Raw genomic sequence first — 24468 nt, forward strand, 5'->3', positions numbered from 1 at the left:
TCCGAGTTCATCTATGATCGCAAAGCCTTGGGATGCTCAACTTGCTTACTGGCTAGTTCGACCTCTAAAAGACAGTTGGGTAAACCCTAATCATCTCACCACAGTAAGACTTGTGACAGGGTTAGTGGCGGCTGTCGCCCTCGCAGTTGGTGATACCATTTGGGTTAACATTGGGGCATGGCTATTTGCTTTATCTAACTTTCTCGATCATACAGACGGTGAATTAGCCCGTTTGAGTGGGAAAAGCAGCAAATGGGGACATCAATATGACCTTGTTAGTGACGCCATCATCCATATTCTATTGTTTGTGTGTATTGGATATGGTCTTAGGGAAGGAAAATTTGGTTGGTGGGCGTTGGTGATGGGGATAGTATCTGGCGTGTCTGTAGCTTGCATCTTTCATTTGCGAAACCAAATGGAACAACGTTTAGGTAAAGACGCCAGCCGTCAACCAAATTTCGCCGGCTTTGACATTGAAGACGTGCTGTATTTGTTTCCCATAGTTCCCTTGCTGAATGGACTAGAGCCGTTATTAATCGCAGCGACAATTGGTGCGCCAACCTTTGCTATATGGGTAATTTGGCAATTTTGGACACTCCCGCAATCTGAATCAAACTAGATAAGGAAGCAGTGAGAGAATAAATAAATAATTATCAATGGACATCAATGGAGCTTCAAACTGAAATTGATAAAGCTATAGCAGCCGTTGATTACCAGAAACTTCAAGTTGAGTTTCAAGCTCAAAATGAATTTTTGGTAGTGGAGAACTTTGTCCCCAACTCCATCATTGAGAAGTTCTTGGCGCTGTTGCCAACTTTGCAACCTGCTATCAACCGCAACTATATTCCCAATCATAAAAAGGGCGGTAGTATCAGCCGCTATAGCTTAGATAGCCTTGCTCCGATTTTCGGAGAGTTTTATCAACTCAGTGCCTTTTTCGAGTTCCTGAACAAAATTACCGCAGAAAAACTCCTTCCCTGTCCTGATACCGATCCCCATACTTACGCGCTGTACTATTACACTGAGCCTGGAGACCATATCCAGTATCATTACGATACTTCTTACTATCACGGTAAACGCTATACAGTGTTGCTTGGTTTGGTTGATAATTCATCCAGTAAGTTGGAATATCAACTCTACAAAGATATTCCAGAACGGGAGACACAAACGCGATCGCTCTCCTTAACCCCTGGTACTCTAGTCTTATTCAATGGTGACAAACTTTACCACAGAGTTACTCCTTTGGGCGACAACGAACAGCGCATTGTCTTGACTTTGGAGTACGTCACCGACACCCGCATGGGTATGCTAAAACGTTTTGTCTCGAATATGAAAGACGCGATCGCCTATTTTGGTTTTCGCCAAGTGTTTCGCTCTAATTATTCCCTTCGTTATTGATATTAGTATAGCCATGCTATCAAAAGTTCGCAGCCATCCTTATTTTCTTGCTCTCCAAACTGTTTCGCTGAAATTGGCTTTGAGAATTTTTAGTATCGGGTTGCTACCTACACTAACTGCTTACCCCGCTTTAGGTGCAGAGCGCATAAAATTTAATTACGGTCTTTTAGAAAGGTCTATTCCAATTAGTTCGCTCGAAACTTATGCTAGAACAGGCAAAGTAGACGAGGATTTGGCTGGATATACACAGTATGTAAGTAAAAAAGAACTAACTCAACTGCGAAAAGTTTTACTAACTCCTATTCCTTTAAATGAAATAGAAATTTCGCAGTTTCTTTATACACCAATTGGTGAAGAATTATTAAAAAAATTGGGAAAAGTTCTTCAGACAGAATCTAGATTGTCAGGCTTTTATGCAATTCGTGCAGCATTGATTTTGTCAGCCGCAGATCGAAAAGATTTTACGCTTTTAAATGTATTACACAAGTTTCCTGCGAACGCAATTTCAATTAATTTAGACCAGAGTTTGGCAATTGCAGAAACATTGCAGAATTTAGTCAATCAAACTCAAAAAGCAGTAGCACTTATTAACCAACAATCCCAACCAAAGACAACTACTGCTTCTACACTTAATATCGTTCCATTGATGGATTTAGGAAAAACCGGAACTTCTCGTTTCTTAAAGCAAACTATCACACTTAATGACCTCTCGCGTAAGCGAATTTTTCCAGTCGATATTTACCTTCCAATTGCTCAAACTCCTCGTTCGATAATTGTCATCTCGCACGGGCTTGGTTCTGACAGAACAAGTTTTGCTTATCTAGCCGAACATCTGGCTTCTTATGGTTTTGTAGTTGCTGTTCCAGAACATCCTGGCAGTAATTCAAAACAACTGCAAGCATTATTATCAGGTACAGCACATAGAGTGACCAATCCTAGAGAACTTATTGACAGACCTTTAGATATTAAGTTTTTACTAGACGAATTAACTCGTTTATCAAAGTCTAATCCAGCATTTCAGGGGCGTTTAAATTTAGAGAAAATTGGTATAATAGGACAATCATTTGGTGGGTATACAGCATTAGCATTAGCAGGTGCAAAGATTAATTTTGAGCAATTGGAAGTTGACTGTCCAGCTTTGGAAGATACGTTAAATATTTCGCTTTTACTTCAGTGTTTAGCAGTAAAATTACCAAAGGATAAATACAACTTATCTGATGTAAGAATAAAAGCAGCAATTGCAATTAATCCAGTTGATAGCAGTATTTTTGGTCAAGCTAGCCTCAGCCAAATAAAAATTCCCGTGATGATTGTATCTGGCAGTTCTGATACTGTTGCTCCGGCTTTAATAGAACAAATTCAGCCTTTCACTTGGTTAACAACTCCAAATAAATTTTTAGCACTTATCAAGGGCGGTACACACTTTTCTACTATTGCAGAATCACCAAATTCAACCATACCTGTTTCTACACGGGTAATCGGTTCAAGTCCGGCTTTGGCACGTCGTTATGTTAAAACTTTGAGTGTTTCCTTTTTTGAAACCTATGTTGCTCAACAGCCAACTTACCTTTCCTATTTGAGTACAGATTATGTTAATACAATTAGTCAGCAACCACTACCGTTAAGTTTGATTAAATCGCTGACATCTAAACAACTACAACAAGCGTTTTAATAATCCTTTTGAAGCTAGATGAACTTTGCAAAGATATTCTAGAACGGGAGATGGAAATGCGATCGCTCTCCTTAACTCCTGGTACTCTAGTCTTATTCAATGGTGACAAACTTTACCACAGAGTTACTCCTTTAGGTGACAACGAACAGCGCATTGTCTTGACTTTGGAGTACGTCACCGACACCCGCATGGGTATGCTAAAACGTTTTATCTCGAATATGAAAGATGCGTAGGCGTAGCCCGCATTTCTCTACGAGACGCTGCGCGTAGCTTGCTTCCACGAAGTGGTACGGCTGCGCTCAGTGACCGTCGTAGACATCGCTTATTTTGGTTTTCGCCAAGCATTTCGCTCTTAGCACCACCATCTTACATCCCTCCTGCCTCACTTCTCTACGAGACGCTGCGCCAACGACTACGCTAAGTGACCACCTGCCTCCTGCCCGGTTGTTGAGCGTAGTCGAAACACTGCCTCCATGTTAAGAATTAATTAACAAATATTGTCTTGAGCCAAAAACAGTCATTATAAAATACTGGGAAAATTTTCAGATTTACTGGTGTCTAAGCTAGTGTTGGTGACTTGACGATGAAGGCAATTATCTTAGCTGCTGGCGTTGGACGACGCTTAGGTAAAGACGGGCAAATCCAACCCAAATGCTTACTGAAATTTAACGGCAAATCTCTACTAGAGCGGCATTTTGACTATCTCCGTCATTACCAAATTGATGAAGTAGTGATTGCTGTGGGTTATCAAGCACAAAGAATTCAGGATGAAATCAAAGCATTAGGAGCCGAAAGTTGGGTCAGTACAATTTATAATCCTGACTACACCAAAGGCAGTACGATCAGCCTTTGGACTGTACGTCAGCATTTAGTTGCTGGCGATGACATATTATTAATGGATGCAGATGTATTGTGCGATCGCCGCATCATCGAACGATTGGTAAAGACAAATATCCCCAACAGCTTTTTATTAGATCGGGATTTTGAACCGGGAGATGAACCCGTGAAGCTTTGTGTTAGAGATAATTATCTAGTGGAGTTTCGTAAACAAGTAGCTCCTGGTTTAGCTTACGATTTTGCCGGTGAGTCAGTGGGATTCTTTCGTTTTGGAAGTGCTGTTGCTTGCCGTCTTGCGATTCGCACAGAACAGTATGTTGCAGATGGACGCGATAATGAACCTTATGAAGAAGTAATTCGGGATCTGCTCTTAGAAACTCCAGAAACATTTGGCTACGAAGACATCACTGGATTACCTTGGCTTGAAATCGATTTTCCCCAAGATATTCAACGCGCCCAAAACGAGATTTTACCTCAGATAGAAGTAGCAGAAAATGTCTGAAAATATCTTTATTTATAGTAGTTTTGGTTTGGATACATTACAGTTTTACCTCTCTCCTAAAAGGCTACCGTGTACACAGAAGTCGAATTACCCCCCTTAATCCCCCCTTGTGAAGGCTACGGTGTACACACAAGTCTTCTAGAGTTGCACCACAGCCTTTTGATCCCCCCAACCCCCCTTAAAAAGGGGGGGCAAAAAGCTCTCAAAGTCCCCCTTTTTAAGGGGGATTTAGGGGGATCTACGACGATTTTGGTTTTCTAGAAAGATGTGTGTACACCGTAGCTTGTGAAGGGGGGAAACAATAAAATCTAGTTCCCTCCCCAATACATACGGGGAGGGTTAGGGTGGGGTAAAACCCTGGTTAATCTAGCTATTTCAGACTTGTGTGTACACCGTAGCCTCTGAGGAGAGGGTTAGGTGAGGTCTGTATTCCATGTAATTGAGAACCGCAATATTATATAGGTTGAAAAAAGCAGAATAAATGCATCAAATACTTGCACCCAATGATACCTCTGCAAAATTAAATAAGTGTGCCCAATTGCGGTTATTACTAGAATCGCCTCAACTCGACTTCATCATGGAAGCTCACAATGGGATTAGCGCCCGGATTGTGGAAGAGGCTGGATTTAAAGGAATTTGGGCGAGTGGATTAGCCCTTTCGGCTCAATATGGCGTTCGAGATAATAATGAAGCCAGTTGGACTCAAGTTGTAGAAATGCTTGAGTTTATGTCTGATGTTACTAGCATTCCGATTTTATTAGATGGTGATACTGGCTATGGCAACTTTAATAATATGCGTCGCCTAGTTAAGAAGTTAGAACAGCGAGGTATTGCTGGAGTCTGTATTGAAGATAAGCTTTTTCCCAAAACCAATAGCTTTATCAACGGTAGTCGCCAACCTTTGGCTGAAATTGATGAATTCTGCGGCAAAATTAAAGCGGGTAAAGATAGTCAGACAGATCCAGATTTTTGCATCGTCGCCCGACTCGAAGCTTTGATCGCCGGCTGGGATCTTTCGGAGGCATTGCGTCGGGCTGAAGCTTACCACGCCGCCGGAGCAACCGCGATCTTGATTCACAGTAAATCATCGCGCCCCGATCAAGTGCTAGCTTTTGCTAAAGAATGGGCGGGTCGTTCCCCGTTAGTGTTTATACCGACTAAATATTACAGCACGCCTACTGATGTTTTTCGCAAAGCTGAAGTTAATTTGGTCATCTGGGCAAACCATCTGATTCGATCTGCTGTTGCTAGTATGCAAGCGATCGCACGTGAAGTGAAAGCCAGCGAAACTTTAATCAACATTGAAGATGATATTGCTCCCGTAAAAGAAATCTTCCGACTACAAGGGGCGGATGAACTCCAAGAAGCTGAAAAACGCTACTTTAACAACGGACGACAACATACCCAAGCGATCGTTTTGGCTGCTAGCAGAGGACAAGAATTAGCAGGGTTGACGCAAGATAAACCAAAAGTCATGTTACCCCTTGGAGGTAAACCTTTACTCAGGTTATTGGTGGATAAATTCAAGAAACTTGCCATCAATGATATTACCGTTGTCGCCGGTTACAAAGCAGAAACCATCAATGTTCCGGGGACTAAAGTCATCTGCAACCCAGATTATGAAACAACGGGAGAATTAGCATCCTTAGCCGTAGCTCAAGCCAGTTTTAGCGAAGAAATGCTGGTGCTTTACGGCGATTTACTATTTAGAAGCTACATCTTGCGAGATTTATTAGAATGTCCCGGAGAAATTGTGGCTGTGGTTGATTCTGTAGCCAACAGCAAATCTGTTAGCGGTTCACCTGATTACGCCTATTGCTCAATTCCAGACGATCTTTCTCTGTTTGGACAGGATGTCAACCTGTTGAACATTTCTAAAACCACACAAACGCAATTAGGAAAGTCTAGCGGCCGCTGGATTGGGATGTTGCGCTTGCGGAGTCAAGGTAGAGAGTGGGTTAGTGAAGCACTGAATGAATTACAAAAACGACCGGAATTCAACAGTTTGGGTTTGCCAGAATTATGCAATTATTTAATCGAGCAAGGCAAACCGATCAAGGTACTTTATATTCGCGGTAACTGGTTAGATGTTAATTCTTTAGACGATCTTGACCTTGCTTTTCAATTAAAACAATAGGGAGTGGGGAGGTGGAAATAAAATTTTGAACTCTGAGGTTCATCAACGAAGCTCTGAGAAAATGTTTGAAAAGTCCTCTTGTTGGTAGCAAAACGTTCTAGATCCCCCTAAATCCCCCTTAAAAAGGGGGACTTTAATTCCGGTTCCCCCCTTTTTAAGGGGGGTTAGGGGGGATCAACAAGCACCTAAAATCACAGCTAACTACTTTTCAAACAACCTCTGAGGTTCATCGACAAAGCTCTGAGGCTCATCGACGAAGCTTTGAGGCTCATCGACGAAGCTCTGAGGTTCATCGACGAAGCTTTGAGGTTCATTAACGAAGCTCTGAGGTTCATCGACGAAGCTCTGAGGTTCATCGGCGAAGCTTTGAGGTTCATTAACGAAGTTTTGAGGTTCATTAACGAAGCTTTGAGGTTCATCGACGAAGCTTTAAGGTTAAAGTTTTGAGTTCTGAAGCTGAAGTTTGGCTTTCTGAAGTCGAAGTAATAATCTTTTCTCCCTAATCCCAATTTCCCACTCCCCATCTTAATCGTCTAAATCCCTGAAAATTGCTGTAAATTTTTAATTATGATTCAGGCAGAGGAATTTGTAGAAGCTGCGCGTAATCTTGGCTTTGGGTGGTACACTGGCGTACCTTGTTCTTTTCTCACGCCTTTTATTAACTACGTCATCAATGACGTTCAACTTAAATATATCTCCGCAGCCAATGAGGGAGATGCTGTAGCGATCGCTGCTGGAGCCGCAATTGCTGGTAAACCCGCAGTGGTGATGATGCAAAATTCTGGTTTGGGGAATGCAGTTAACCCGCTAACCTCCCTCACTTATATCTTTCGGATTCCACTGCTGCTGATTTGTACCTTGCGAGGCGATCGCCTATTGCAAGACGAACCGCAACATGAATTAATGGGGCAAATTACAGATAAATTGCTGCAAACAATGACTATACCTTGGGAATTTTTTCCCACAGATGCAGCAGAAATAGAACCCGTTCTGCAAAGAGCCACAGATTATATGCAACAAGAGCGCCGTCCTTATGCTTTAATTATGCGTAAAGGAGCGATATCTTCGATGGGCTACGCCAACGCCCCCCATGCACTCACCCGTTCTTCTATCCCCGAACGAGAAAATAGTGCTAGCGCTCATATTCAGCAAAGCTTTTTTCGCGATCGCAAAGAACAACGCATTTCTCGCAGCGAAGCATTGGCTCGGATTGTGGAACTTACCAATCCAGAAAACACTGTAGTAATTGCCACCACCGGATACACGGGACGCGAACTCTTCGCTAGTAAAGACAGCGCCAATCATCTTTACATGGTCGGCTCGATGGGTTGCGCTTCCTCAATGGGATTGGGATTATCCTTAGCACGTCCAGACCTCAAGGTAGTAGTAATTGATGGCGATGGGGCAGCATTAATGCGAATGGGTAATTTTGCTACCATCGGCACTTATGGCGGTGCTAACTTGACCCATATTCTTTTAGATAATGAAGTCCACGATTCCACAGGCGCACAAGCCACTGTTTCTGCGGGTATATCTTTTGCCAAGATTGCCGAAGCGTGCGGTTACGGCGTGACATTAGCCGGAGATGATCCCGCCCTTTTAGATGCCTTATTTACCGCAGATGCTAACACTAGACCTAAATTCGCTCATTTAAAAATCCGTCCCGGAACTTTAGAAAAGCTACCCAGACCCAATCTCACCCCGGAAGCAGTTTTACAACGCTTTATGAAACATATTGGTTCTGACCTTGCAATTCCTAATTCGTAGTTAATAAATTCAAGGTACAAACTCTTCATTTATTAATGACAAATGACAAATGACAAATGACAAATGACAAATGACAAATGACAAAATGATTTTACTAAATCCCGGCCCCGTCAATTTGAGCGATCGCGTCAGAAATGCCCTGTTGCGTCCCGATTTGTGTCATCGTGAGGTGGAATTTTCCCAACTTCAAAGCAGAATCCGCGAACAGCTACTTCAAGTTTATGGTCTTGAAAGCGATGGCTGGGCAGCAGTTCTCCTTACCGGTTCTGGTACCGCCGCGATGGAAGCGATGATCAGCAGTCTAGTACCCACAAACGGGAGATTACTAGTAATTGAAAACGGTGTATATGGCGAACGGCTATCCAAAATCGCCAAAATTCACGGCATTGATTACATCACACTTTCCCATCCTTGGGATGGCGAAATAGATATCAAGGCTTTAGTCAAACTCCTGGATGAAAACACCGATATCACCCACCTTGCTGTCGTCCATCACGAAACTACTACCGGCCGCTTAAATAAATTGGCGGAACTTGCGCCAATTTGCCAAGAACGCCGCATCAAACTATTAGTAGATGCAGTCAGCAGCTTTGGTGCTGAGGAATTAAATTTTGCAGATTGGGGAATCACCGCTTGCGCTGCGACAGCGAATAAATGTCTGCATGGTGTCCCTGGAGTATCCTTTGTCATCCTGCAACGGGATGCACTGCCGTCAGTAGACACCATCCCTCGCACCTTATATTTAGATTTAGGAACCTATTGCCAGCAACAAGACCGAGGTGGCACACCTTTTACGCAATCAGTACAGACATTTTATGCCCTAACAGAAGCTTTGCAAGAAATGGCAGAAGCAGGAGGTTGGCGTGCCAGACACAAACATTACAACCAACTTGCCAGCTTAGTCAGAGATGGGTTAGCCTCAATCGGAATTAAACCCCTGCTTTCTCTTGGCAGTTCATCCGTTGTCTTGAATGCCTATTACTTACCAGATGGTTTCAGCTATGAAGAATTTCACGATCAACTGAAAGCACAAGACTATATAATTTATTCTGGACAGGGAAATTTAGCTCAATCAATCTTCAGAGTATCAACAATGGGAGCCATTACCCAAGCCGACATGGAACGCTTTGTTGGCGTTGTTAAACAAATCATTGGTAATTCATAATATTCTCTCGTTCCCATGCTATTTATGGGAACGAAGAACGAATCTCTAGATGATTAATTTGCTCCTCCTGCCTCACTTCGACTACGCTCAGTGACCACCTGCCTCCTGCCCCCTGCCTCCTGCCTCCTGCCTCCTGCCTCCTTCAATTTAACAAGGCATCAAAGCATCAAATCTCCCTATTACTGCCATATCTTCTTCATCTAACTCCGCCGGAATCCCACTGCGAATCAATTCCGAAAAGTCTTCATTGGGAATCATCACAGTCAACGTGTACAAGCGAGTAGAACCAGTATTTTTAATCAAATGAGTACCAGTGGGAGGCACTAATAAACTATCTCCAGCTTTGATCGTGGCACTCTTGCCATCACATATAGCGATCGCTTCTCCTTTGAGGACGAAAAACATTTCCACTGCCCACTGATGGCGATTTGGGGGTGTTTGTCCACCAACATCAAAAATTTCTATGCAGCAAGTCAAAGAAGTATTAGCATTTGTCGAATCGAAGATAATTGCTAATCGATTAGAGGCGTCGGGACTGATGCGATATACTTGGTAATCTTTGCTAGATTTGATAACCGGAATTACACAACGAGTAGCGTACATTTATTTATCCCCTCTGAGTTATCGATGGGCATGAAAATTCCTAAAATCCAAGTCTTGAATATTAAGTTGTTAACTGTATCTCTAAATCACAAAATCACTAATTATTCCTAACTCCTCACTCCTCACCATTTTGCAGCGCTGTTAAAATTTCTTGCGAGTCAGTGACAAAACCGAAGCATTGTTTGACATTATACAACGTCGCCTGCCAACAATATTCAGGAGAAGTTGTGGCGGTGCAGTCTTTAACCAATACGCAGTCATATCCTAAGAAGTTGGCATCACATAAGGTAGTTAGCACACATTGATCGGCATTAACACCAGCAAAAAATAATGTTGTCCTTCCCAAATTCCGCAAGATACTATCTAATGGTGTATCCCAAAACCCACTCATGCGGTATTTATCCACACGAATATCTTCGGGTATCTGTTCTAGCTCGTCTACTACTGCCGCAGCCCAACTACCTGCCATGAGTACTCTAGCACCATTGCTTGGTAGTGGATCGCCCAATCCCACACCTTCCCCTGTGGGATTATAGACGTGGCGCGAACTAGCACTAATATTGAGCAAGTCGGGACGATTACCCCAATTTATCCAAATGACTGGAACGCCAACCTCACGCAGTTCGGGAAGTAAGTTGTTCAAAGGTTCAATAGGCTGACGCGCTGGAGTTACGTCTACACCGATATGCGCTAACCAACCATCAGGGTGACAGAAGTCGTTTTGCATATCAATGACGAGGATAGCAGTCTTTGCCAAGTCTAGGCGCAGGGTTTTAGTTTCTGTTGATAAGATAACGGGTTGTGGAGTCTTTTGAGGACGAGTGATATCTGCGATCGCATCATTCACTGTCCACGCATTTGGGGCAACTCCCAATGTCCGTAATGGTAAATTCATAAAATTCCAATACCCAACACCATTTTCTATTTTGTAACTTGAAATTCAAGTCAAAATACAATTACTTAATCAAGGTTAAATATGGTAAATTTCACTATCCAGAATGTTTTGATTGCCGTCAGTGATGATTATGCAACGGTAGATGTACAGATTGTAGATGATAAAATTGCCGCCATTGCCACCAATCTACAAGTAATTGGCACTGTTATCGATGGCAAAAATAAGCTATTGCTACCTGGCTTTTTCAACGCCCACACCCACTCATCAGAGATGTGGCAGCGAGGAATTATGTCAATATTTCCTTTAGAATTATGGTTGGCGGAACTGTATGATTTTGCCCCCCTCGATCCCGAACAGGTTTATCTCAGCGCCTTGGGTACTGCGGTGGAAACATTACTTTCCGGCGGGACGAGTGTAGTAGATCATCTGGTGTTAATTCCCGGACTTGAGTTAGAAACGATCGCCATTGCAACTCGCGCTTACAGGGAAGTGGGAATTCGCGCCTTTATCGCCCCCTTAATTCAAGATGAATCCCTCTCCGCAGGTATTCCATCCGGGGAATCAACCCAAACTCATGAACCTTATTTTCGTTCAACTGCGGCAACATTGGAAATCATTGAAGAGGCGGTAAGACAATTTCATCGCCCAGATGAGGGTGTAAATATTTTAGTTGCACCAACGGGGATTCAATTGTGTACTGATGCTTTATTTGAAGGATGTACTGAGTTAAGCGATCGCTACAATCTTTGTCGTCACTCCCATTTACTCGAAACCAAAGCACAGGAAAAACTCGCCGAAGAAAAGTATGGTTGTACTGCTGTAGAACATTTGAAAAGAATCGGATATTTGAGCAATAAAACTTCTCTTGCTCATTGTGTTTGGTTAAATGATGCTGATATCGCCATCCTTGCCGAAACTCAATCTACAGTTGTTCATAACCCATTAAGTAATCTGCGTTTAGGCAGTGGCATCGCCCCAATTTTAAAATATCGCCAAGCTGGAGTAAATGTAACTTTTGGTTGCGATGGTGCTTCTAGTAATGACTCCCAAGATTTGTTAGAAGCTATCAAAATTGGTTCTATTTTACATAATATTACAGACTCAGATTATCAACACTGGATTACACCCAGACAAGCAGTAGAAATGGCATCTTTGGGAGGTACAAAGGGACTGAATATAGCAGAAAAACTCGGTTCTTTAACTGTAGGTAAACAAGCCGATTTAGTACTTTATGACCTCACCAATTTATCATTGTTACCCCGTACAGATCCCATTGGTTTGCTAGTTTTAGGTCGTCCTAGTAATGTTGTTGATAGTGTTTGGGTGAATGGCAAGCAAATTGTTGCCGATGGCAAAGTGACAACAATTAATGCTGATGAATTGCGACAAGAATTATTTAACCGCAGTCAGTGGGAGACAAAACGCAAGTCTGAAGCCGTCGCGCAAATTGAGCTTCATTATCGCACGGTTATGGGGTTGTCAAATACAAAGAAATAAGTAAGCATGAAATTATCGGTTCGGGATTTATATGGAACATTTCAAGAACGTACAGTTTGGACAAACAACATTATTAAAGGTAGTCTGTCATCTCGTTTAAGCATCCTTGAAGAAAGTATCACTGATATCAACTTAATAACAATTGCACTAAAGCACAGCGATTTTATCCTGACTAAGAAATTCAGTCGTAGAGAAGAAGGATCGCAAAGTGGTGCTGACTGGTTATGGTGCATAGGTGAGCCTGGTGCTTGGTTATCCTTATTAGTGCAAGCAAAAGTTGTGAATCCAGCTAATTTGACTTGTCGTTCTCTTAACTATCGTTCAGGTGAGCAACGTCGCCTGCTGCTAAATTTTGCACGTCATTACCGCTTGTTTCCTCTCTATTGTCTTTACTCCCAAATTACAGATGAACTTTATCCACCCAGTAAATCATTACCATCTTTGTCAAATTTTGATTCTTCAGAATGGGCTTGTTCTTTAGTCATTCCTAAATTTATAAGAAAACTAGTCGAGCAGAAGCATGACAAGCAGATCGATTTACTAAAATATGGAATTCCTTGGACATATCCCTTTTATATGGCTGCGACAAATAGTGACCAAAAACTAGCTCATAGTTTAGCTGAAGCGATGAAAAAGATACGTACTGAATTTGAATCTGTTGACTCATCGGGGATGTATATTCAGTTGTTGGATAACTCCTCAAGTAAAGCCAAGAAGCAAAGTACTAGGCGAATCAGATGGGAAAATCCAGATCCGTTGCTACTTGTTACACCAAATTTGCCTAGTGTTGCATTACGACTTTTAAAAGGAAAGATCAGTGCTGTGAAATCACCTGTTGCTGGGCTAAGTATTATATCCACTGTGCCTATTGATGCAGTGCTACAAACATACAAAGCCCTGCCCACTTCAGATAGAGAGAGCTTTCACCCAAGCAAAATCGCTAGAGATGATACCCAGGTTCAGCTAGATATGCGAGTTTCCGACACTTAACACAATGTTAGAGCAGACGAACACAAGCTCTCTGTGTCAAGGTTGCTTGCCTCCGCTTAACTTCACGCTAGGCTACTAAGTTATTGATTAGGAGAGTATTTTGACCTTGCCGAGCAAACATCCATCTTTTCTATAATCATTATTCCTCTCCTCAAAAGTTAAAGGCAAAATGAAGCGGTATGTCGGAAATAATACAAATTGGTTGTATGAGAGTTTGTTCAAGAATACTGTGAAAGAAAGCTTTTAGGGGCTAAAAAGTAAATTAATATTTCTTCTTATTCTGTATGAGAAGTTTTATATCTCTGAAAAGCTTGATTCACAATCATTTTAGGCTAAGGTTAATTTTTGATATACGGGCGACTAGTATTGACACAGTTGCTTTTTATTGGCTAAGATTCCGTATATAATTTTATCGAGCAAAACAAAAATGCCTAGTATCGAAGATACACCAGAAAAGGTATCTAATGTTACACTACCATACAAGACCGATGATCAAGATATTCTCCAGCTTATTGAAGCTATCAAAAGAAAACCAGACAATGAGAAGGCTATTAAGGAGATATACAACAAATCAAACTTTGAAACTTCTCGAAAAACTCTTGAAATATTAGGCATTTTAGAAAATCAACTAATATTTAGCCCTGCTGGAAAAGAGTTTGCTATTGAAAAAGATAACAAACGTAAAGAAGAACTTTTTCTTAAATTCTTTCTTAGCTATACGCCCTATGGTCATTACCTTGAAAGTATTTCTCAAACTGGTGATTTATCCACTACAGAAACAGAAGCTATAAAAGATTATTGGTGGAAACATAACTATGGTTCTTCTGGGAGTAACCGTGAGGATGGAGTTGTTGCCTTTGGTAAACTCATCTCGTTGACGGGACTTGGTAAATTCATAACTGGTAGGAAAGGACAGCCATCGCGTATTGAATGGAATCAAAATGCGAAATCTTTAATTGATGCAGCGTGTAATTCTGATAAATCTGATTCAACCTTAGAAGAACAGTCTTCAAGTATTGATTCTGAACAAATAGATGTGAGTGATTCTACGTCCGTTTTCAAGGATTATCCATCGGTCAGCCAGACACCTGCTGCTGAATCTAAATCTCATGTCGAGCTACCGTCGTTACAGGGCACAACACTGAGTGTTATACCGACGACTATTTCCATTAATGTTGATATGAGTGAATGGGATACCAGCAAAATCATTACATTCTTCAAAGCTACTCACGGAATTTTTGACGATGATCGAGAATCTGACTTATCAACTACCTGCTCACAAAGTATCAGTGAGTCTAGTGATGGATATAGTAATTCGTAGTTCCTATAGTAAAGCCAACCTAGACTCTTTAGAAAAATATACAGGAAAAAGCAAGCCCTATGTCAAAAGTGCAGTTGATGCGGCTTGCTTACTTAGAATGATAGACAACCAAGATAATGGTTATTTTGCCACGGTCAAGCAATGCTCTGAGTTGCTTACTGCTAAACCTTCTGACGAGTTGAAGATTGCTGTATTTAGAAAGTGGCTTCAAGCATGGGAGCCTTTTATTCTTTTTCTTCGTCACTTAGCGATGGGAGATAGCCTCGAAGTATCAGCTAGGAGGCTAAGTTCTTTTTACTCTTTTAATAAGGATATTAAAGCAATTTTCGAGTTGCTAAGTCTGTGGGCTAAGACCTGCAATTTAATTGATGCTAAAGGATCTTTAATCATCAAAGAGTATGAATTAGAGGTAAAAGAGCTAACAGAAGATTTTTCTAGAGATTTGCTAGATGATGTAGGAGTAAGACTTTACTTAAACAGAGTCCTTGGTGATGAGGTCTTCCAATGGCTTACCCACAGTGAACTTGAGGAATTGGTAGCTAGTCTTCTTACTTATCAAGATAACCCAAGAAGTGCTATCGAATGTTCGGGAAGAGCTTACGAGGATATTTTGAGAAGGCTTTCTGTTGAAATTGGAACTATTGACATAAAAAAAATCGGAGCAAAGTCTGGCATTTCAGAATTAGCCAACAACGTTTTGTATGCTTACAGGGATGATTTGGGAACTGCTTATAGTTTCATTAACACTAAACAACGTGATATCTCACAAGCAATCGGATCTATTCGTAATATGGCAGGTCATAGCATGGAAGCCAAATCTATGGAGCGATGGGAACTAAGTTCAACCGCAGCTATTGGCAAAATACTGACAACTATCTCATCAATAAGAAGTCTCTTCCACTACATTAAGTACAGTAAGTACTTATTCTAGTCAGGTTTGGTGACTATTATTAAGTAGTGGCACAAGCTAACACTGCATTTGTTGAACATTTTAAAATAATTGGGTATTTGAGCGATGTCTACGAGGGGCTACGGCTACGCACAACACTTGCTCATTGTGTTTGGGTTAGAGTCAATGATGTCGTCAGGCATGAGAGTTTGATGAATAGAAGGCGATTGGTGTTAGCTTTAAGAGCAAAGCGTTGCGTGAGAGCAATTCACTATGTCATCAACAGCAATTACCACCGTAATCAAAATGATGGAGTCTTTACCCATTGAGGTACAAGATCGAATTGCAGAGCATCTGCGGGAATACATTGATGATCTACAAGATGAAATAACATGGAATGAATCGTTCCAGAGAACACAATCAAAACTTATTGCTGCTGCAAAACTTGCCAAACAAGAAATTGCAGAGGGACAAGCCACTGCAATGAACTACGACCAGCTATGAAGTCAGCAGTACTTCCTTCCTTTTGGTTTGAGTATCGACAGTTGAGCAATGAAATTAGGCAAAGTGCCAGGAAAGCATATCGGCTTTGGGCAGAGAATCCATTTCACCCGTCTTTACATTTCAAGTGCATCAACAGTCAGGAGGGGATTTGGTCAGTGAGGGTAACACGAGGCTATCGAGCACTTGGAGTTTTGGAAGGAGATACAGTGACATGGTTTTGGATCGGTAGTCATGACAATTATGAGCGTTTCTTTGGGTGAGTCTGTATATGTAGTCCGATTTTTTTATGAGTTTGCCCAAGAACAGCATCGCAAGTATAATCTGCTAGCCGATTCATGTTGATGAAGATCCTGATGAACCCAATGCTAGCTAACAAATCACTGCACCCGATCGCCTAGAGATTATATCGTGGGTGTTCAATGTTATCTACTACCAGTTATCTTGATCGTTATGTAGTTGTGTGTATCTTTACATAGTGAGTACATTTCAGGATTGGTTCTGGGAAATCAAAGAGTGCGGACAAGGGCCTCATTACTATTTCAGTGCCACTTTTGCTCCGTCTGATGCTGAACGCCTTGCTGCTTTGGTGCGCCAGCATCCACTGTCTGGCTTTAAACGTTGCCACTTTGTTGGCAAATTAATCAATGCGCCATGTGGAAACTCCAATACTCCAGGTTCTTACGATTTGTATGTTGACCAGAGCAACTATGCTGAAGTTATGTCGGGTATACAAAGAGATGAACCTATAGTTACTGTTGCACACTATGTCTGGCAAATCATTGGTGTTTGCGATCGCAATTTTGGCATCGAGTCTGGTTATGGTGGGATAACTGGCACAGATAACCAAACTGACACCTCATTGATTGTGGCGCTGGCGCAGTCACCAGAACTCACTTTAGTTGATTGGAGTATCGTTTCTGGAGGAGACGGTTACGCATTGGTGTTTTTTAGAACTGGCACATCAGCCGCAGAATTGCTTGCTTACTTACAGATGCAGCCCGAAAAGCCTGATTTTGTACAAATAGAAAGGGAATTACGTTTAGCTTTATCAGATCCAGCATTGTCTAAAATTTATCGCTTGGGCGAGTGTAAAATCAATGGTTGGCAGCTGGAAGCGATCGTTTTGCATAACATTGAAAAAACCACAAGCTATGGTGGCGAAGGATGGGACATGACACCACACACCAGTGAGCTTTCTAAAGTCGCCCAAACTGTTAGCGATAAGTGCAAAGTTCCGGGTTGTGCAGGGGGTGCTGCACACGCGCCAAATGACTTCTACACGCTCATTGGCAGCCATCTTAGCTTTGGCTACCCGCGCCAAGAGGCGTAGTTTTAAATCGGAATTTGAATCACAAATTCTGTACCTTCTCCCTGTACAGAATTAACTTCCAGAGTACCGCTATGTTTTTCTACAATAATTTGCCGTGCGATCGCTAATCCTAATCCTGTACCTTTACCGACAGATTTAGTTGTAAATAAATGGTCAAAAATCTTTTGTTTAACTTCATCAGACATTCCCATACCATTATCTTGAATGTAAATTAAAACGTGATGTTTGTCTTCACTAAAACAAGTTTTAATTTCAATTGTATTATTAATGTCATGAAAACTACGTCCAACATTAGACTCCTCTAAAGCATCAATGGCATTTGCCAATAAATTCATAAATACTTGATTCAGTTGTCCAGGAAAACATTTTACTAAAGATATATCCCCGTATTTTTTCACAATTTTAATCTCTGGATGTAATTCTGATGCTTTTAAGCGATGCTTCAGAATCAAAATTGCACTATCGATACCATCGTGAATATTAAAAGCAACTTTGTTTTCTGTATCTGCCCTAGAAAAGGTTCGCAAGCTATTGCTAATACTCCGAATTCGGTCAATACCTAATTTCATCGAAGAAATCATTTTTGGCAAATCTTCTCGGATATATTCTAGGTCAATTTCGGCAATTTCTTCTTCAATTTCTACACCTGGATTCGGAAACTTTTCTTGATAAAGCTCGATGAGGTTAAACAAATCTTCAACCAAATCAACAGCAGGCTGAATATTACCTGCAATAAAGCCTACAGGATTGTTGATTTCGTGGGCTACACCTGCAACTAAATTACCTAATGCTGACATTTTCTCACTTTGCACCAGTTGTAGTTGCATTTGTTTTAAATCTGTAAGTGAGTGTTCTAATTCTTGGGCATTCTCTTGCGATCGCTGATAAAGAGAAGCATTTTCTAAAGATATGGCAGCTTGCGAACACAATAGGTTGATTACTTGGAGTCTATCATGGGTAAATACTCCAGCAATGAGATTATTTTCTAAGTAAAGGATGCCGATTAACTTCCCTTGATGGAGAATGGGGGTACACAGTAAACTCTTGGGTTGTTGTCGGATAATGTAGGAGTCGGAGGTGAAGGAATTGTTCGCAGTTGCATCATCAATTACTAATGTTTCTAAGGTGCGTTTGACATAGTTAATTGGAGTTAGAGGGATATCTTGACTCAACTCAATGGGAATAGATTGCAGAATAGTTGGCGCTTTCTGGAATGTTGCGATTGCTTCGATCGCCCAAATATTATCCTTGAGTAAAATTAAAGCAGATTTTTTGGCTCCGGTATTCTCCATCACCACTTGCATTAATGTCGAGAACAACTTTTCTAAATGAATTTCGCTAGATAGTGCTTGAGAGGCTTTCAGAACACTTGCTAAATCTAAAGCTTCGGAAATGCCGGTGCTACTAGATGAAATTGTTGCACCAGTATTAAAACTAGACAGAGGCATTTTCTTATGGAGAGTAGATGCTATTTCTGTGGAATGGAGGCGAATTGTTTCCGATTGGAGAATCGGGGCGAGTAATTGAGGATAAAGTTTTTCTAAATCATAAACTTTGGCTTTAGCGCCCCAACGAACATAGCAGTAGTAAGCATTTATCAGATAGGTTTGGGCAATTTGCTCTTTACCCCATCCTAAATAAAATTTGGCAGCGAGTTCGTGAGCAAGAGCTTCTTCTTGGATATATTCGTTTTCTTTTGCTCCTTGAATGGCGCGATCGTACATTTCCATTGCTTGAATATATTCGCCGAGAATGCGATAGCGTTCAGCCTCCACTAAATAAAACTTATGTAAATGATTCATCGGCGCATGATGCGCCCAGTTCTGGATTTTTTCCTGATTGGCTGTAACCCTTTTGAGAATTAATACTTGCTTATCTTCAGAAGCATCATAATATACGGCTAATTGGCTCAGAGAATCATAGAAATGAAATAGAGCAAGGATAATACTTCCAAGAAGACTTTCTAAATAATTCTGTACTAAATCAGCATTTTCAATAGCATGAGTATAGTCAGCAAATAAATAACAAAGAACCAATCTATTAAAATACAACGAACAAATCATAGTTTGATCGTTGCCTTGGAGATGAAGCGGCAACATGGTTTCTTCATTGTAAGCATCACCGATTAAGCGGCAAGGGTTTTGATTTTTTGAGAGTAAGTTAAGCACTACTTGCCGATAGAGTTCATTTTTATGTAAGGATGGTTCTTGACGAATTTGTGCGAGTCCTTGACTATAATTTCCTATTTCCTGTGCTAGAGAAGATAATTCTTTACCAGCAAAATATGAACTCAAAGAATAATTACATGCACAGTAACCTGCAAATTCTAAATCTCCTATTTCTACTCCGCTATAATAAGCTGATTGGATAGGAAGTAAAAGTTCATTAAGATGCTTCTTCCAATGATTCAAACAGCCATAAACAATCATATATGTTTTAGCAATGAATTCTTTAGCATTTAATTTATCTAATAGTTTTAGACTTAGTTGACCGAATTGATAACCTGAATCAATATCTCCTACAATCCCGCCAAGAATCAGCCCATAAGATGAATATCCATAAAGCGAATTAGCAGTATTTCCATAATTGAGGGATAAATTAACCTGTTTAAATAATATTAAGGGATAGAGTTCTGGGATAACTAGATAAGCAGCAGCAGCAATATTTGTCAAAATATTCATGGCTGCTAACTTATCTGGCTCAGTCATTAATTTTAACTCTAGTAACCCTTCAATAGATTTACCATCTAAAGCTAATTGTGTCTCCTGTAGTCCGCGGTTAATATCTTCTGGTGTTGGCTGTTCGGGCAGTTCTATTCCCAATATTTTGAGAACATGGAGTCCCGTTTTTATAGCTTCCCACATTCTGTTTTGTGCTACCTGAGATAAGATTCTGACTTCGTAGGCTTTGACTTGATCGATCGGTGTTTTGCCATGTTGTAATATTACTTGTATACATTGTTCCGTCTGTTCAAAATCACCGTTAAGATGGGCGACTTCGGCAGAGGTTGAGTATAGTGTTAATGCCAACTCATACTGATGTTGCCAACAATCTTCTGTGAGTAACTTAATTCCAAAATTTGTGTATTCTACAGCGGCTTCATAAGCAGTCGAAATTTTGGCTTTATGACTTGCGGTTAGGTTTAATTTTGCCAGTTCTTCTCGTTCCTCTGATTGAGTAATTAATTCAACTCCTAAGTTTAACTGATTGACTAATTTAAACAAATGTTCTTCGCGTTCTTCAAGCGAGATATTTCTCAACATTAATCGCCCAATTTTGAGGTGTACTGTCTGCTTTTGATTTTCAGGAATTAGAGAATAAGCAGCTTGTTGAACGCGGTCGTGCAAAAACTTGTAGGAGCAGGAAGTAGAATTGAGCATCGAAGAATCAGAAGTAATTATAGATTCTTCTAATTCCTGTTGATAAAACTTGTAAACTTCAGTTGTAGGGATGACCAAACCTTCTTGCAAAGCTTTCCATAGGTCTGCTGCTGTCTCTGATAGAGATTTTTCATGGACAATTGCGAGAGTTGCTAAGTCAAACTGATTATCAATAGAAGCTGCAAGCTGCAAAACTTTTTGAGTTGCTTCTGGTAACTTCTGCAACTGAAGCACCATAAACTCTACCAAATCATTAGTAAATGTTAATGCTTTAATCTGAGCAATGTCACATTGCCAATGACCCATATCAAAGTTATAGTTAATTAACTTCTCTTCGTGCAGGAATTTGAGGAATTGATTAGTGAATAAGGGGTTTCCTTGAGTTTTTTGATATATTAAATCTGTGAGATTTTGGGTAATTGTTAGGTTACATTTAAGAGTATCATTAATTAGATGATTGACATCTGTGCGATTAAGATTTGCTAACGTAATAGTATTAAGACAATCTCTATATTTATGAATTTCTTCTAATGTCAATAATAACGGATGTCCTGGATAAACTTCATTATCGCGATAAGTACCAATAACTAACATATAGTGAATTTCAGCTTCACTCATCAGCAATTGCATCAACTTCAAAGATGCTGAATCTGCCCATTGCAAATCATCGATAAACATCACTAAAGGATGTTCTTTGGTTGTAAAAACTTGGATAAATTTCTGAAACAGTAAATTGAAACGATTTTGTCCAGCAGTCCCTGAAAGTTCAGATACTGGCGGTTGTTGCCCAATAATTTTTTCTAGTTCGGGAATAACTTCGATAATTACCTGAGCATTTTCACCCAAAGCTGTTAAAATTGCGGCTTTCCATTGTTCAAGTTGAGCATCGCTTTCACTAAGTAATTGCCTCATTAAATCTCGAAATGCTTGGACAAAAGCTCCCAAGGGAATGTTGCGTTGGAATTGGTCATATTTCCCTTTGATAAAATAACCCCGTTGTCGCACAATGGGTTTATGAACTTCGTTAACAACGGCAGTTTTACCAATACCAGAGAAACCTGCTACTAAAATCATTTCTACCCCCCTTAGTCCCCCCTTACCAAGAGGTGATTCAGGGGGGTTAGCTACTCTATCAAATGCTGCGAGTAAGTTTTCTACTTCTGCTTGCCGACCATAGAGCTTTTCTGGGATGATGAAGCGATCGCAAATATCCCGCACTCCTAACTCAAACAGATCGATCCTGCCAGTTTCTCGCCACTGACGCCAGCAAATTTCTAAGTCATACTTCAACCCCAATGCACTCTGATACCTATCTTCGGCATTTTTTGCCATCAGTTTGCCGATAATTTCAGACAGAATTGGCGGAATGTTGGGATTGAGACTATGTACCTGTGGAGGAAGTTTTGCCAAGTGACAATACACCAACTCCATCGGTTCATCTGTGATAAAAGGTAACTCTCCAGTGAGGAGTTCAAAAAAGGTGACACCCAAGGAATAAAAGTCGCTGCGATAGTCAATTCCTCGGTTCATTCGTCCAGTTTGTTCGGGAGAAAGGTATGCTAATGTCCCTTCTAGAATATTTGGATTAGTCAGAGTTTGCGTTTCTCTGGAAAGTAAGGAGGCAATGCTAAAATCGATCAGTCTTATGTCTTTTGTGGTGGGGTTAATCAAAATATTGGCGGGTTTGATGTCTTTGTGAATCACCCGATTGTGATACAGTCCATCAAGAATTGAGACAATTTGCAAAGCAATATGAAAAAATGCCTGCAACCCATCAGCAGTTGCTCCCATCCCCTTGTCTCCCCACTTCGGCATCTCTTCTTGGAGAGAAATGCCACCCAAGTCTTCCATAACTAAGGCATAGCTGTTTTGATAGTTCTCTAGACTATAAGTTTTGATAATTCCATCAATATCTAGATTTTTCGCAATGGTGTACTGATTGCGGAATCGCACCAGTTCATAAAATGTGGGATACTCACGCCGCAACAGTTTAATTACTACTGGCTTTTTATCTGATTCTCTAATACCGCGATGCACTAGGGTTTTAGATCCCGAATAAATTAGCTCATGTATTTGATAACCGGTCAGTGCCACCATAGTTCTCTTTTCCCTCCAAGTTAATTTTTTCCTGTTTATATTGATTGTTCCTATTAATACAAATGTGCTTAAGGTTTGGGAAGACTATTTTGTAACAAGATATGAATGTGCGTAGGCGTAGCCCGTCGTAGACATCGCTAAATTCTTATTTACGGCATCAAAACTCTAGTAATTGACTAAAAAACCCCAAAAAAAGGCAGATTTTGTGTATGCTCTGTGACTAAGTGCCTTAACAATACCTTTTCAGGAGTAATCATGGAACGCGCCATCTCTGCGTTGGGAATTTTAGTTTTTCTCAGTATATCCTACGCCTTCTCTGTTAATCGTCGTGCGGTGCGTTGGCGAATAGTGGCGTGGGGTTTGGGATTGGAGTTTGTGTTTGCACTAGTGATTCTTAAAACTGCTTGGGGTTTAACTGTGTTTAAATCTCTGGGGGATATTGTCGGCCAATTTCTAGCATTTTCTGATGTTGGTGCAAAATTTGTCTTTGGAGAAAATTTTAAGGATCATTTCTTTGCTTTCCAAGTGCTGCCGACAATTATCTTTTTCTCTGCCTTCATCAGCGTCTTGTATTACTACGGCATTTTACAACGAGTCGTAAATGTGATGGCGTGGGTAATGATGAAAACGATGAAAACATCGGGTTCTGAATCTTTATCTTGTGCAGGTAACATCTTTTTGGGGCCAACAGAGTCGGCGCTGATGGTTAAACCTTATATAGCGAATATGACGCAATCGGAACTCCATGCGGTGATGACGGGTGGTTTTGCCACAATTGCGGCGGGAGTACTAGGAGCGTATCTTTCTTTTGGCATCCCAGCAGAACACCTGATTGCTGCTTTCTTTATGACTGCTCCCACTTCGTTGGTGGTATCAAAATTACTTTACCCAGAAACAGAAGTATCAGAGACGGCTGGCAAAGCAAAAGCATATATAGAAACCAATTATGTAAATGTAATTGATGCTGCTACCACCGGAGCAATTGACGGCGTGAAACTAGCAGTTAATGTTGGGGTGATGATTATCGCCTTTTTAGGGTTATTGGCTGCCCTGAATGCACTTTTGGGATGGTTAGGGGCATTTGTGGGCTTACAGCAACTCTCATTACAGTGGATTTTGTCTTTTCTGATGGCTCCCGTGGCGTGGCTAATGGGCATACCTTGGGCTGATTGTCGCCAAGTTGGGGCTTTATTGGGTACAAAAACAATTTTGAATGAGTTTATTGCTTTTTTGGATTTGAAGGCACTAATTGAAAGTGGAAAAATTTCTCAACGGGCAGTAATTATTACAACTTACGCATTATGTAATTTTGCAAATATCGGTTCAATTGGTATTACCATTGGTGGCATTGCGGGGATAGCACCTAATCGCCAGCATGACTTAGCTCGCATGGGTGTAAGGTCAATGATTGCTGGATTGTTAGCGAGTTTTATCACCGCTTGTATTGCTGGGGTATTGATTTGAAAAAGTTAGAGAAACGCGAT

The 24468-nt window shown here is 40.9% G+C and carries 20 protein-coding genes; 16 read left to right on the forward strand and 4 right to left on the reverse strand.

Annotation, left to right across the window (positions count from 1 at the left end):
* Positions 1 to 13: 13 nt before the first annotated feature.
* The 6 genes from V7K84_RS02055 (at position 14) to aepX (ending at position 6546) form a co-directional block, all read left to right on the forward strand.
* Positions 14 to 619 carry a CDP-alcohol phosphatidyltransferase family protein gene (locus tag V7K84_RS02055; protein WP_334835897.1) on the forward strand — a complete coding sequence of 202 codons (606 nt, stop codon included), beginning with the start codon at positions 14 to 16 and terminating at the stop codon, positions 617 to 619.
* Positions 620 to 666: 47 nt separating this feature from the next.
* Positions 667 to 1398 (forward strand): 2OG-Fe(II) oxygenase, encoded by a 732-nt coding sequence (locus V7K84_RS02060; protein WP_334835899.1) that lies wholly within the window; start codon positions 667 to 669, stop codon positions 1396 to 1398.
* A gap of 13 nt (positions 1399 to 1411) precedes the next feature.
* Positions 1412 to 3070, forward strand: a complete 1659-nt coding sequence (locus V7K84_RS02065) for an alpha/beta hydrolase (protein WP_334835901.1) — start codon at positions 1412 to 1414, stop codon at positions 3068 to 3070.
* An 8-nt stretch (positions 3071 to 3078) separates the two neighbouring features.
* Positions 3079 to 3303 (forward strand): hypothetical protein, encoded by a 225-nt coding sequence (locus V7K84_RS02070; RefSeq protein WP_334835903.1) that lies wholly within the window; start codon positions 3079 to 3081, stop codon positions 3301 to 3303.
* A gap of 350 nt (positions 3304 to 3653) precedes the next feature.
* The gene (locus V7K84_RS02075) at positions 3654 to 4409 is read left to right on the forward strand and encodes a phosphocholine cytidylyltransferase family protein (protein WP_334835905.1); all 756 of its coding nucleotides are present in this window, start codon (positions 3654 to 3656) and stop codon (positions 4407 to 4409) included.
* Positions 4410 to 4890: 481 nt separating this feature from the next.
* Positions 4891 to 6546, forward strand: a complete 1656-nt coding sequence (gene aepX / locus V7K84_RS02080; RefSeq protein WP_334835908.1) for a phosphoenolpyruvate mutase — start codon at positions 4891 to 4893, stop codon at positions 6544 to 6546.
* A gap of 197 nt (positions 6547 to 6743) precedes the next feature.
* On the opposite strand, the gene V7K84_RS02085 is transcribed toward aepX, so the two are convergent.
* Positions 6744 to 7070: a hypothetical protein gene (locus V7K84_RS02085; RefSeq protein ID WP_334835910.1), complete on the reverse strand. Its 327-nt coding sequence runs from the start codon at positions 7068 to 7070 to the stop codon at positions 6744 to 6746.
* Positions 7071 to 7113: 43 nt separating this feature from the next.
* Here V7K84_RS02085 and aepY point away from each other — a divergent pair, with 43 nt between their 5' ends.
* Both aepY and V7K84_RS02095 read left to right on the forward strand, forming a co-directional pair.
* On the forward strand, positions 7114 to 8313 hold the full coding sequence (gene aepY / locus V7K84_RS02090; protein ID WP_334835913.1) for a phosphonopyruvate decarboxylase: 1200 nt from the start codon (positions 7114 to 7116) through the stop codon (positions 8311 to 8313).
* A gap of 70 nt (positions 8314 to 8383) precedes the next feature.
* Complete coding sequence (locus tag V7K84_RS02095; RefSeq protein ID WP_334835915.1) at positions 8384 to 9478, forward strand: 2-aminoethylphosphonate aminotransferase; 1095 nt, start codon at positions 8384 to 8386, stop codon at positions 9476 to 9478.
* A 147-nt stretch (positions 9479 to 9625) separates the two neighbouring features.
* Here V7K84_RS02095 and V7K84_RS02100 read toward each other — a convergent pair whose 3' ends face one another.
* Complete coding sequence (locus tag V7K84_RS02100) at positions 9626 to 10081, reverse strand: cupin domain-containing protein (protein WP_194042486.1); 456 nt, start codon at positions 10079 to 10081, stop codon at positions 9626 to 9628.
* A 115-nt stretch (positions 10082 to 10196) separates the two neighbouring features.
* The gene (locus V7K84_RS02105) at positions 10197 to 10976 is read right to left on the reverse strand and encodes a cysteine hydrolase family protein (protein WP_334835917.1); all 780 of its coding nucleotides are present in this window, start codon (positions 10974 to 10976) and stop codon (positions 10197 to 10199) included.
* A gap of 81 nt (positions 10977 to 11057) precedes the next feature.
* Here V7K84_RS02105 and V7K84_RS02110 point away from each other — a divergent pair, with 81 nt between their 5' ends.
* From V7K84_RS02110 to V7K84_RS02140, 7 genes are all read left to right on the forward strand, one after another.
* Complete coding sequence (locus V7K84_RS02110) at positions 11058 to 12473, forward strand: amidohydrolase (RefSeq protein WP_334835919.1); 1416 nt, start codon at positions 11058 to 11060, stop codon at positions 12471 to 12473.
* Between the two features lie 6 nt (positions 12474 to 12479).
* Positions 12480 to 13463, forward strand: coding sequence for a hypothetical protein (locus tag V7K84_RS02115; RefSeq protein WP_334835921.1), 984 nt, complete (start codon positions 12480 to 12482; stop codon positions 13461 to 13463).
* A 427-nt stretch (positions 13464 to 13890) separates the two neighbouring features.
* Positions 13891 to 14784, forward strand: a complete 894-nt coding sequence (locus V7K84_RS02120; RefSeq protein WP_334835923.1) for a hypothetical protein — start codon at positions 13891 to 13893, stop codon at positions 14782 to 14784.
* A complete protein-coding gene (locus V7K84_RS02125) occupies positions 14765 to 15715 on the forward strand; it encodes a hypothetical protein (RefSeq protein WP_334835926.1) in 951 nt (316 codons plus the stop codon). Before V7K84_RS02120 ends, V7K84_RS02125 begins: the two co-directional genes overlap by 20 nt.
* A 231-nt stretch (positions 15716 to 15946) precedes the next feature.
* The gene (locus V7K84_RS02130; RefSeq protein ID WP_069068837.1) at positions 15947 to 16177 is read left to right on the forward strand and encodes a hypothetical protein; all 231 of its coding nucleotides are present in this window, start codon (positions 15947 to 15949) and stop codon (positions 16175 to 16177) included.
* Complete coding sequence (locus V7K84_RS02135) at positions 16174 to 16437, forward strand: type II toxin-antitoxin system RelE family toxin (protein ID WP_322665440.1); 264 nt, start codon at positions 16174 to 16176, stop codon at positions 16435 to 16437. Before V7K84_RS02130 ends, V7K84_RS02135 begins: the two co-directional genes overlap by 4 nt.
* Before the next feature lie 215 nt (positions 16438 to 16652).
* Entirely contained in the window at positions 16653 to 17507 is an 855-nt protein-coding gene (locus tag V7K84_RS02140; RefSeq protein WP_334835930.1) for a hypothetical protein, read from the forward strand.
* Positions 17508 to 17509: 2 nt separating this feature from the next.
* Here V7K84_RS02140 and V7K84_RS02145 read toward each other — a convergent pair whose 3' ends face one another.
* Positions 17510 to 22984: a trifunctional serine/threonine-protein kinase/ATP-binding protein/sensor histidine kinase gene (locus V7K84_RS02145; RefSeq protein ID WP_334835933.1), complete on the reverse strand. Its 5475-nt coding sequence runs from the start codon at positions 22982 to 22984 to the stop codon at positions 17510 to 17512.
* Positions 22985 to 23239: 255 nt separating this feature from the next.
* Here V7K84_RS02145 and V7K84_RS02150 point away from each other — a divergent pair, with 255 nt between their 5' ends.
* Positions 23240 to 24448: a NupC/NupG family nucleoside CNT transporter gene (locus V7K84_RS02150; RefSeq protein ID WP_334835935.1), complete on the forward strand. Its 1209-nt coding sequence runs from the start codon at positions 23240 to 23242 to the stop codon at positions 24446 to 24448.
* Positions 24449 to 24468: the final 20 nt, after the last annotated feature.

This window comes from Nostoc sp., assembly GCF_036917315.1.
Lineage (GTDB): Bacteria > Cyanobacteriota > Cyanobacteriia > Cyanobacteriales > Nostocaceae > Nostoc.

Bases quoted from the DNA above. Each gene is read 5' to 3' on its own strand.
- V7K84_RS02055 (WP_334835897.1), top strand. From the start codon at position 14: ATGATCGCAAAGCCTTGGGATGCTCAACTTGCTTACTGGCTAGTTCGA.
- V7K84_RS02060 (WP_334835899.1), top strand. From the start codon at position 667: ATGGAGCTTCAAACTGAAATTGATAAAGCTATAGCAGCCGTTGATTAC.
- V7K84_RS02065 (WP_334835901.1), top strand. From the start codon at position 1,412: ATGCTATCAAAAGTTCGCAGCCATCCTTATTTTCTTGCTCTCCAAACT.
- V7K84_RS02075 (WP_334835905.1), top strand. From the start codon at position 3,654: ATGAAGGCAATTATCTTAGCTGCTGGCGTTGGACGACGCTTAGGTAAA.
- aepX (WP_334835908.1), top strand. From the start codon at position 4,891: ATGCATCAAATACTTGCACCCAATGATACCTCTGCAAAATTAAATAAG.
- V7K84_RS02085 (WP_334835910.1), bottom strand. From the start codon at position 7,070: ATGGGGAGTGGGAAATTGGGATTAGGGAGAAAAGATTATTACTTCGAC.
- aepY (WP_334835913.1), top strand. From the start codon at position 7,114: ATGATTCAGGCAGAGGAATTTGTAGAAGCTGCGCGTAATCTTGGCTTT.
- V7K84_RS02095 (WP_334835915.1), top strand. From the start codon at position 8,384: ATGACAAATGACAAAATGATTTTACTAAATCCCGGCCCCGTCAATTTG.
- V7K84_RS02100 (WP_194042486.1), bottom strand. From the start codon at position 10,081: ATGTACGCTACTCGTTGTGTAATTCCGGTTATCAAATCTAGCAAAGAT.
- V7K84_RS02105 (WP_334835917.1), bottom strand. From the start codon at position 10,976: ATGAATTTACCATTACGGACATTGGGAGTTGCCCCAAATGCGTGGACA.
- V7K84_RS02110 (WP_334835919.1), top strand. From the start codon at position 11,058: ATGGTAAATTTCACTATCCAGAATGTTTTGATTGCCGTCAGTGATGAT.
- V7K84_RS02115 (WP_334835921.1), top strand. From the start codon at position 12,480: ATGAAATTATCGGTTCGGGATTTATATGGAACATTTCAAGAACGTACA.
- V7K84_RS02120 (WP_334835923.1), top strand. From the start codon at position 13,891: ATGCCTAGTATCGAAGATACACCAGAAAAGGTATCTAATGTTACACTA.
- V7K84_RS02125 (WP_334835926.1), top strand. From the start codon at position 14,765: ATGGATATAGTAATTCGTAGTTCCTATAGTAAAGCCAACCTAGACTCT.
- V7K84_RS02130 (WP_069068837.1), top strand. From the start codon at position 15,947: ATGTCATCAACAGCAATTACCACCGTAATCAAAATGATGGAGTCTTTA.
- V7K84_RS02135 (WP_322665440.1), top strand. From the start codon at position 16,174: ATGAAGTCAGCAGTACTTCCTTCCTTTTGGTTTGAGTATCGACAGTTG.
- V7K84_RS02145 (WP_334835933.1), bottom strand. From the start codon at position 22,984: ATGGTGGCACTGACCGGTTATCAAATACATGAGCTAATTTATTCGGGA.
- V7K84_RS02150 (WP_334835935.1), top strand. From the start codon at position 23,240: ATGGAACGCGCCATCTCTGCGTTGGGAATTTTAGTTTTTCTCAGTATA.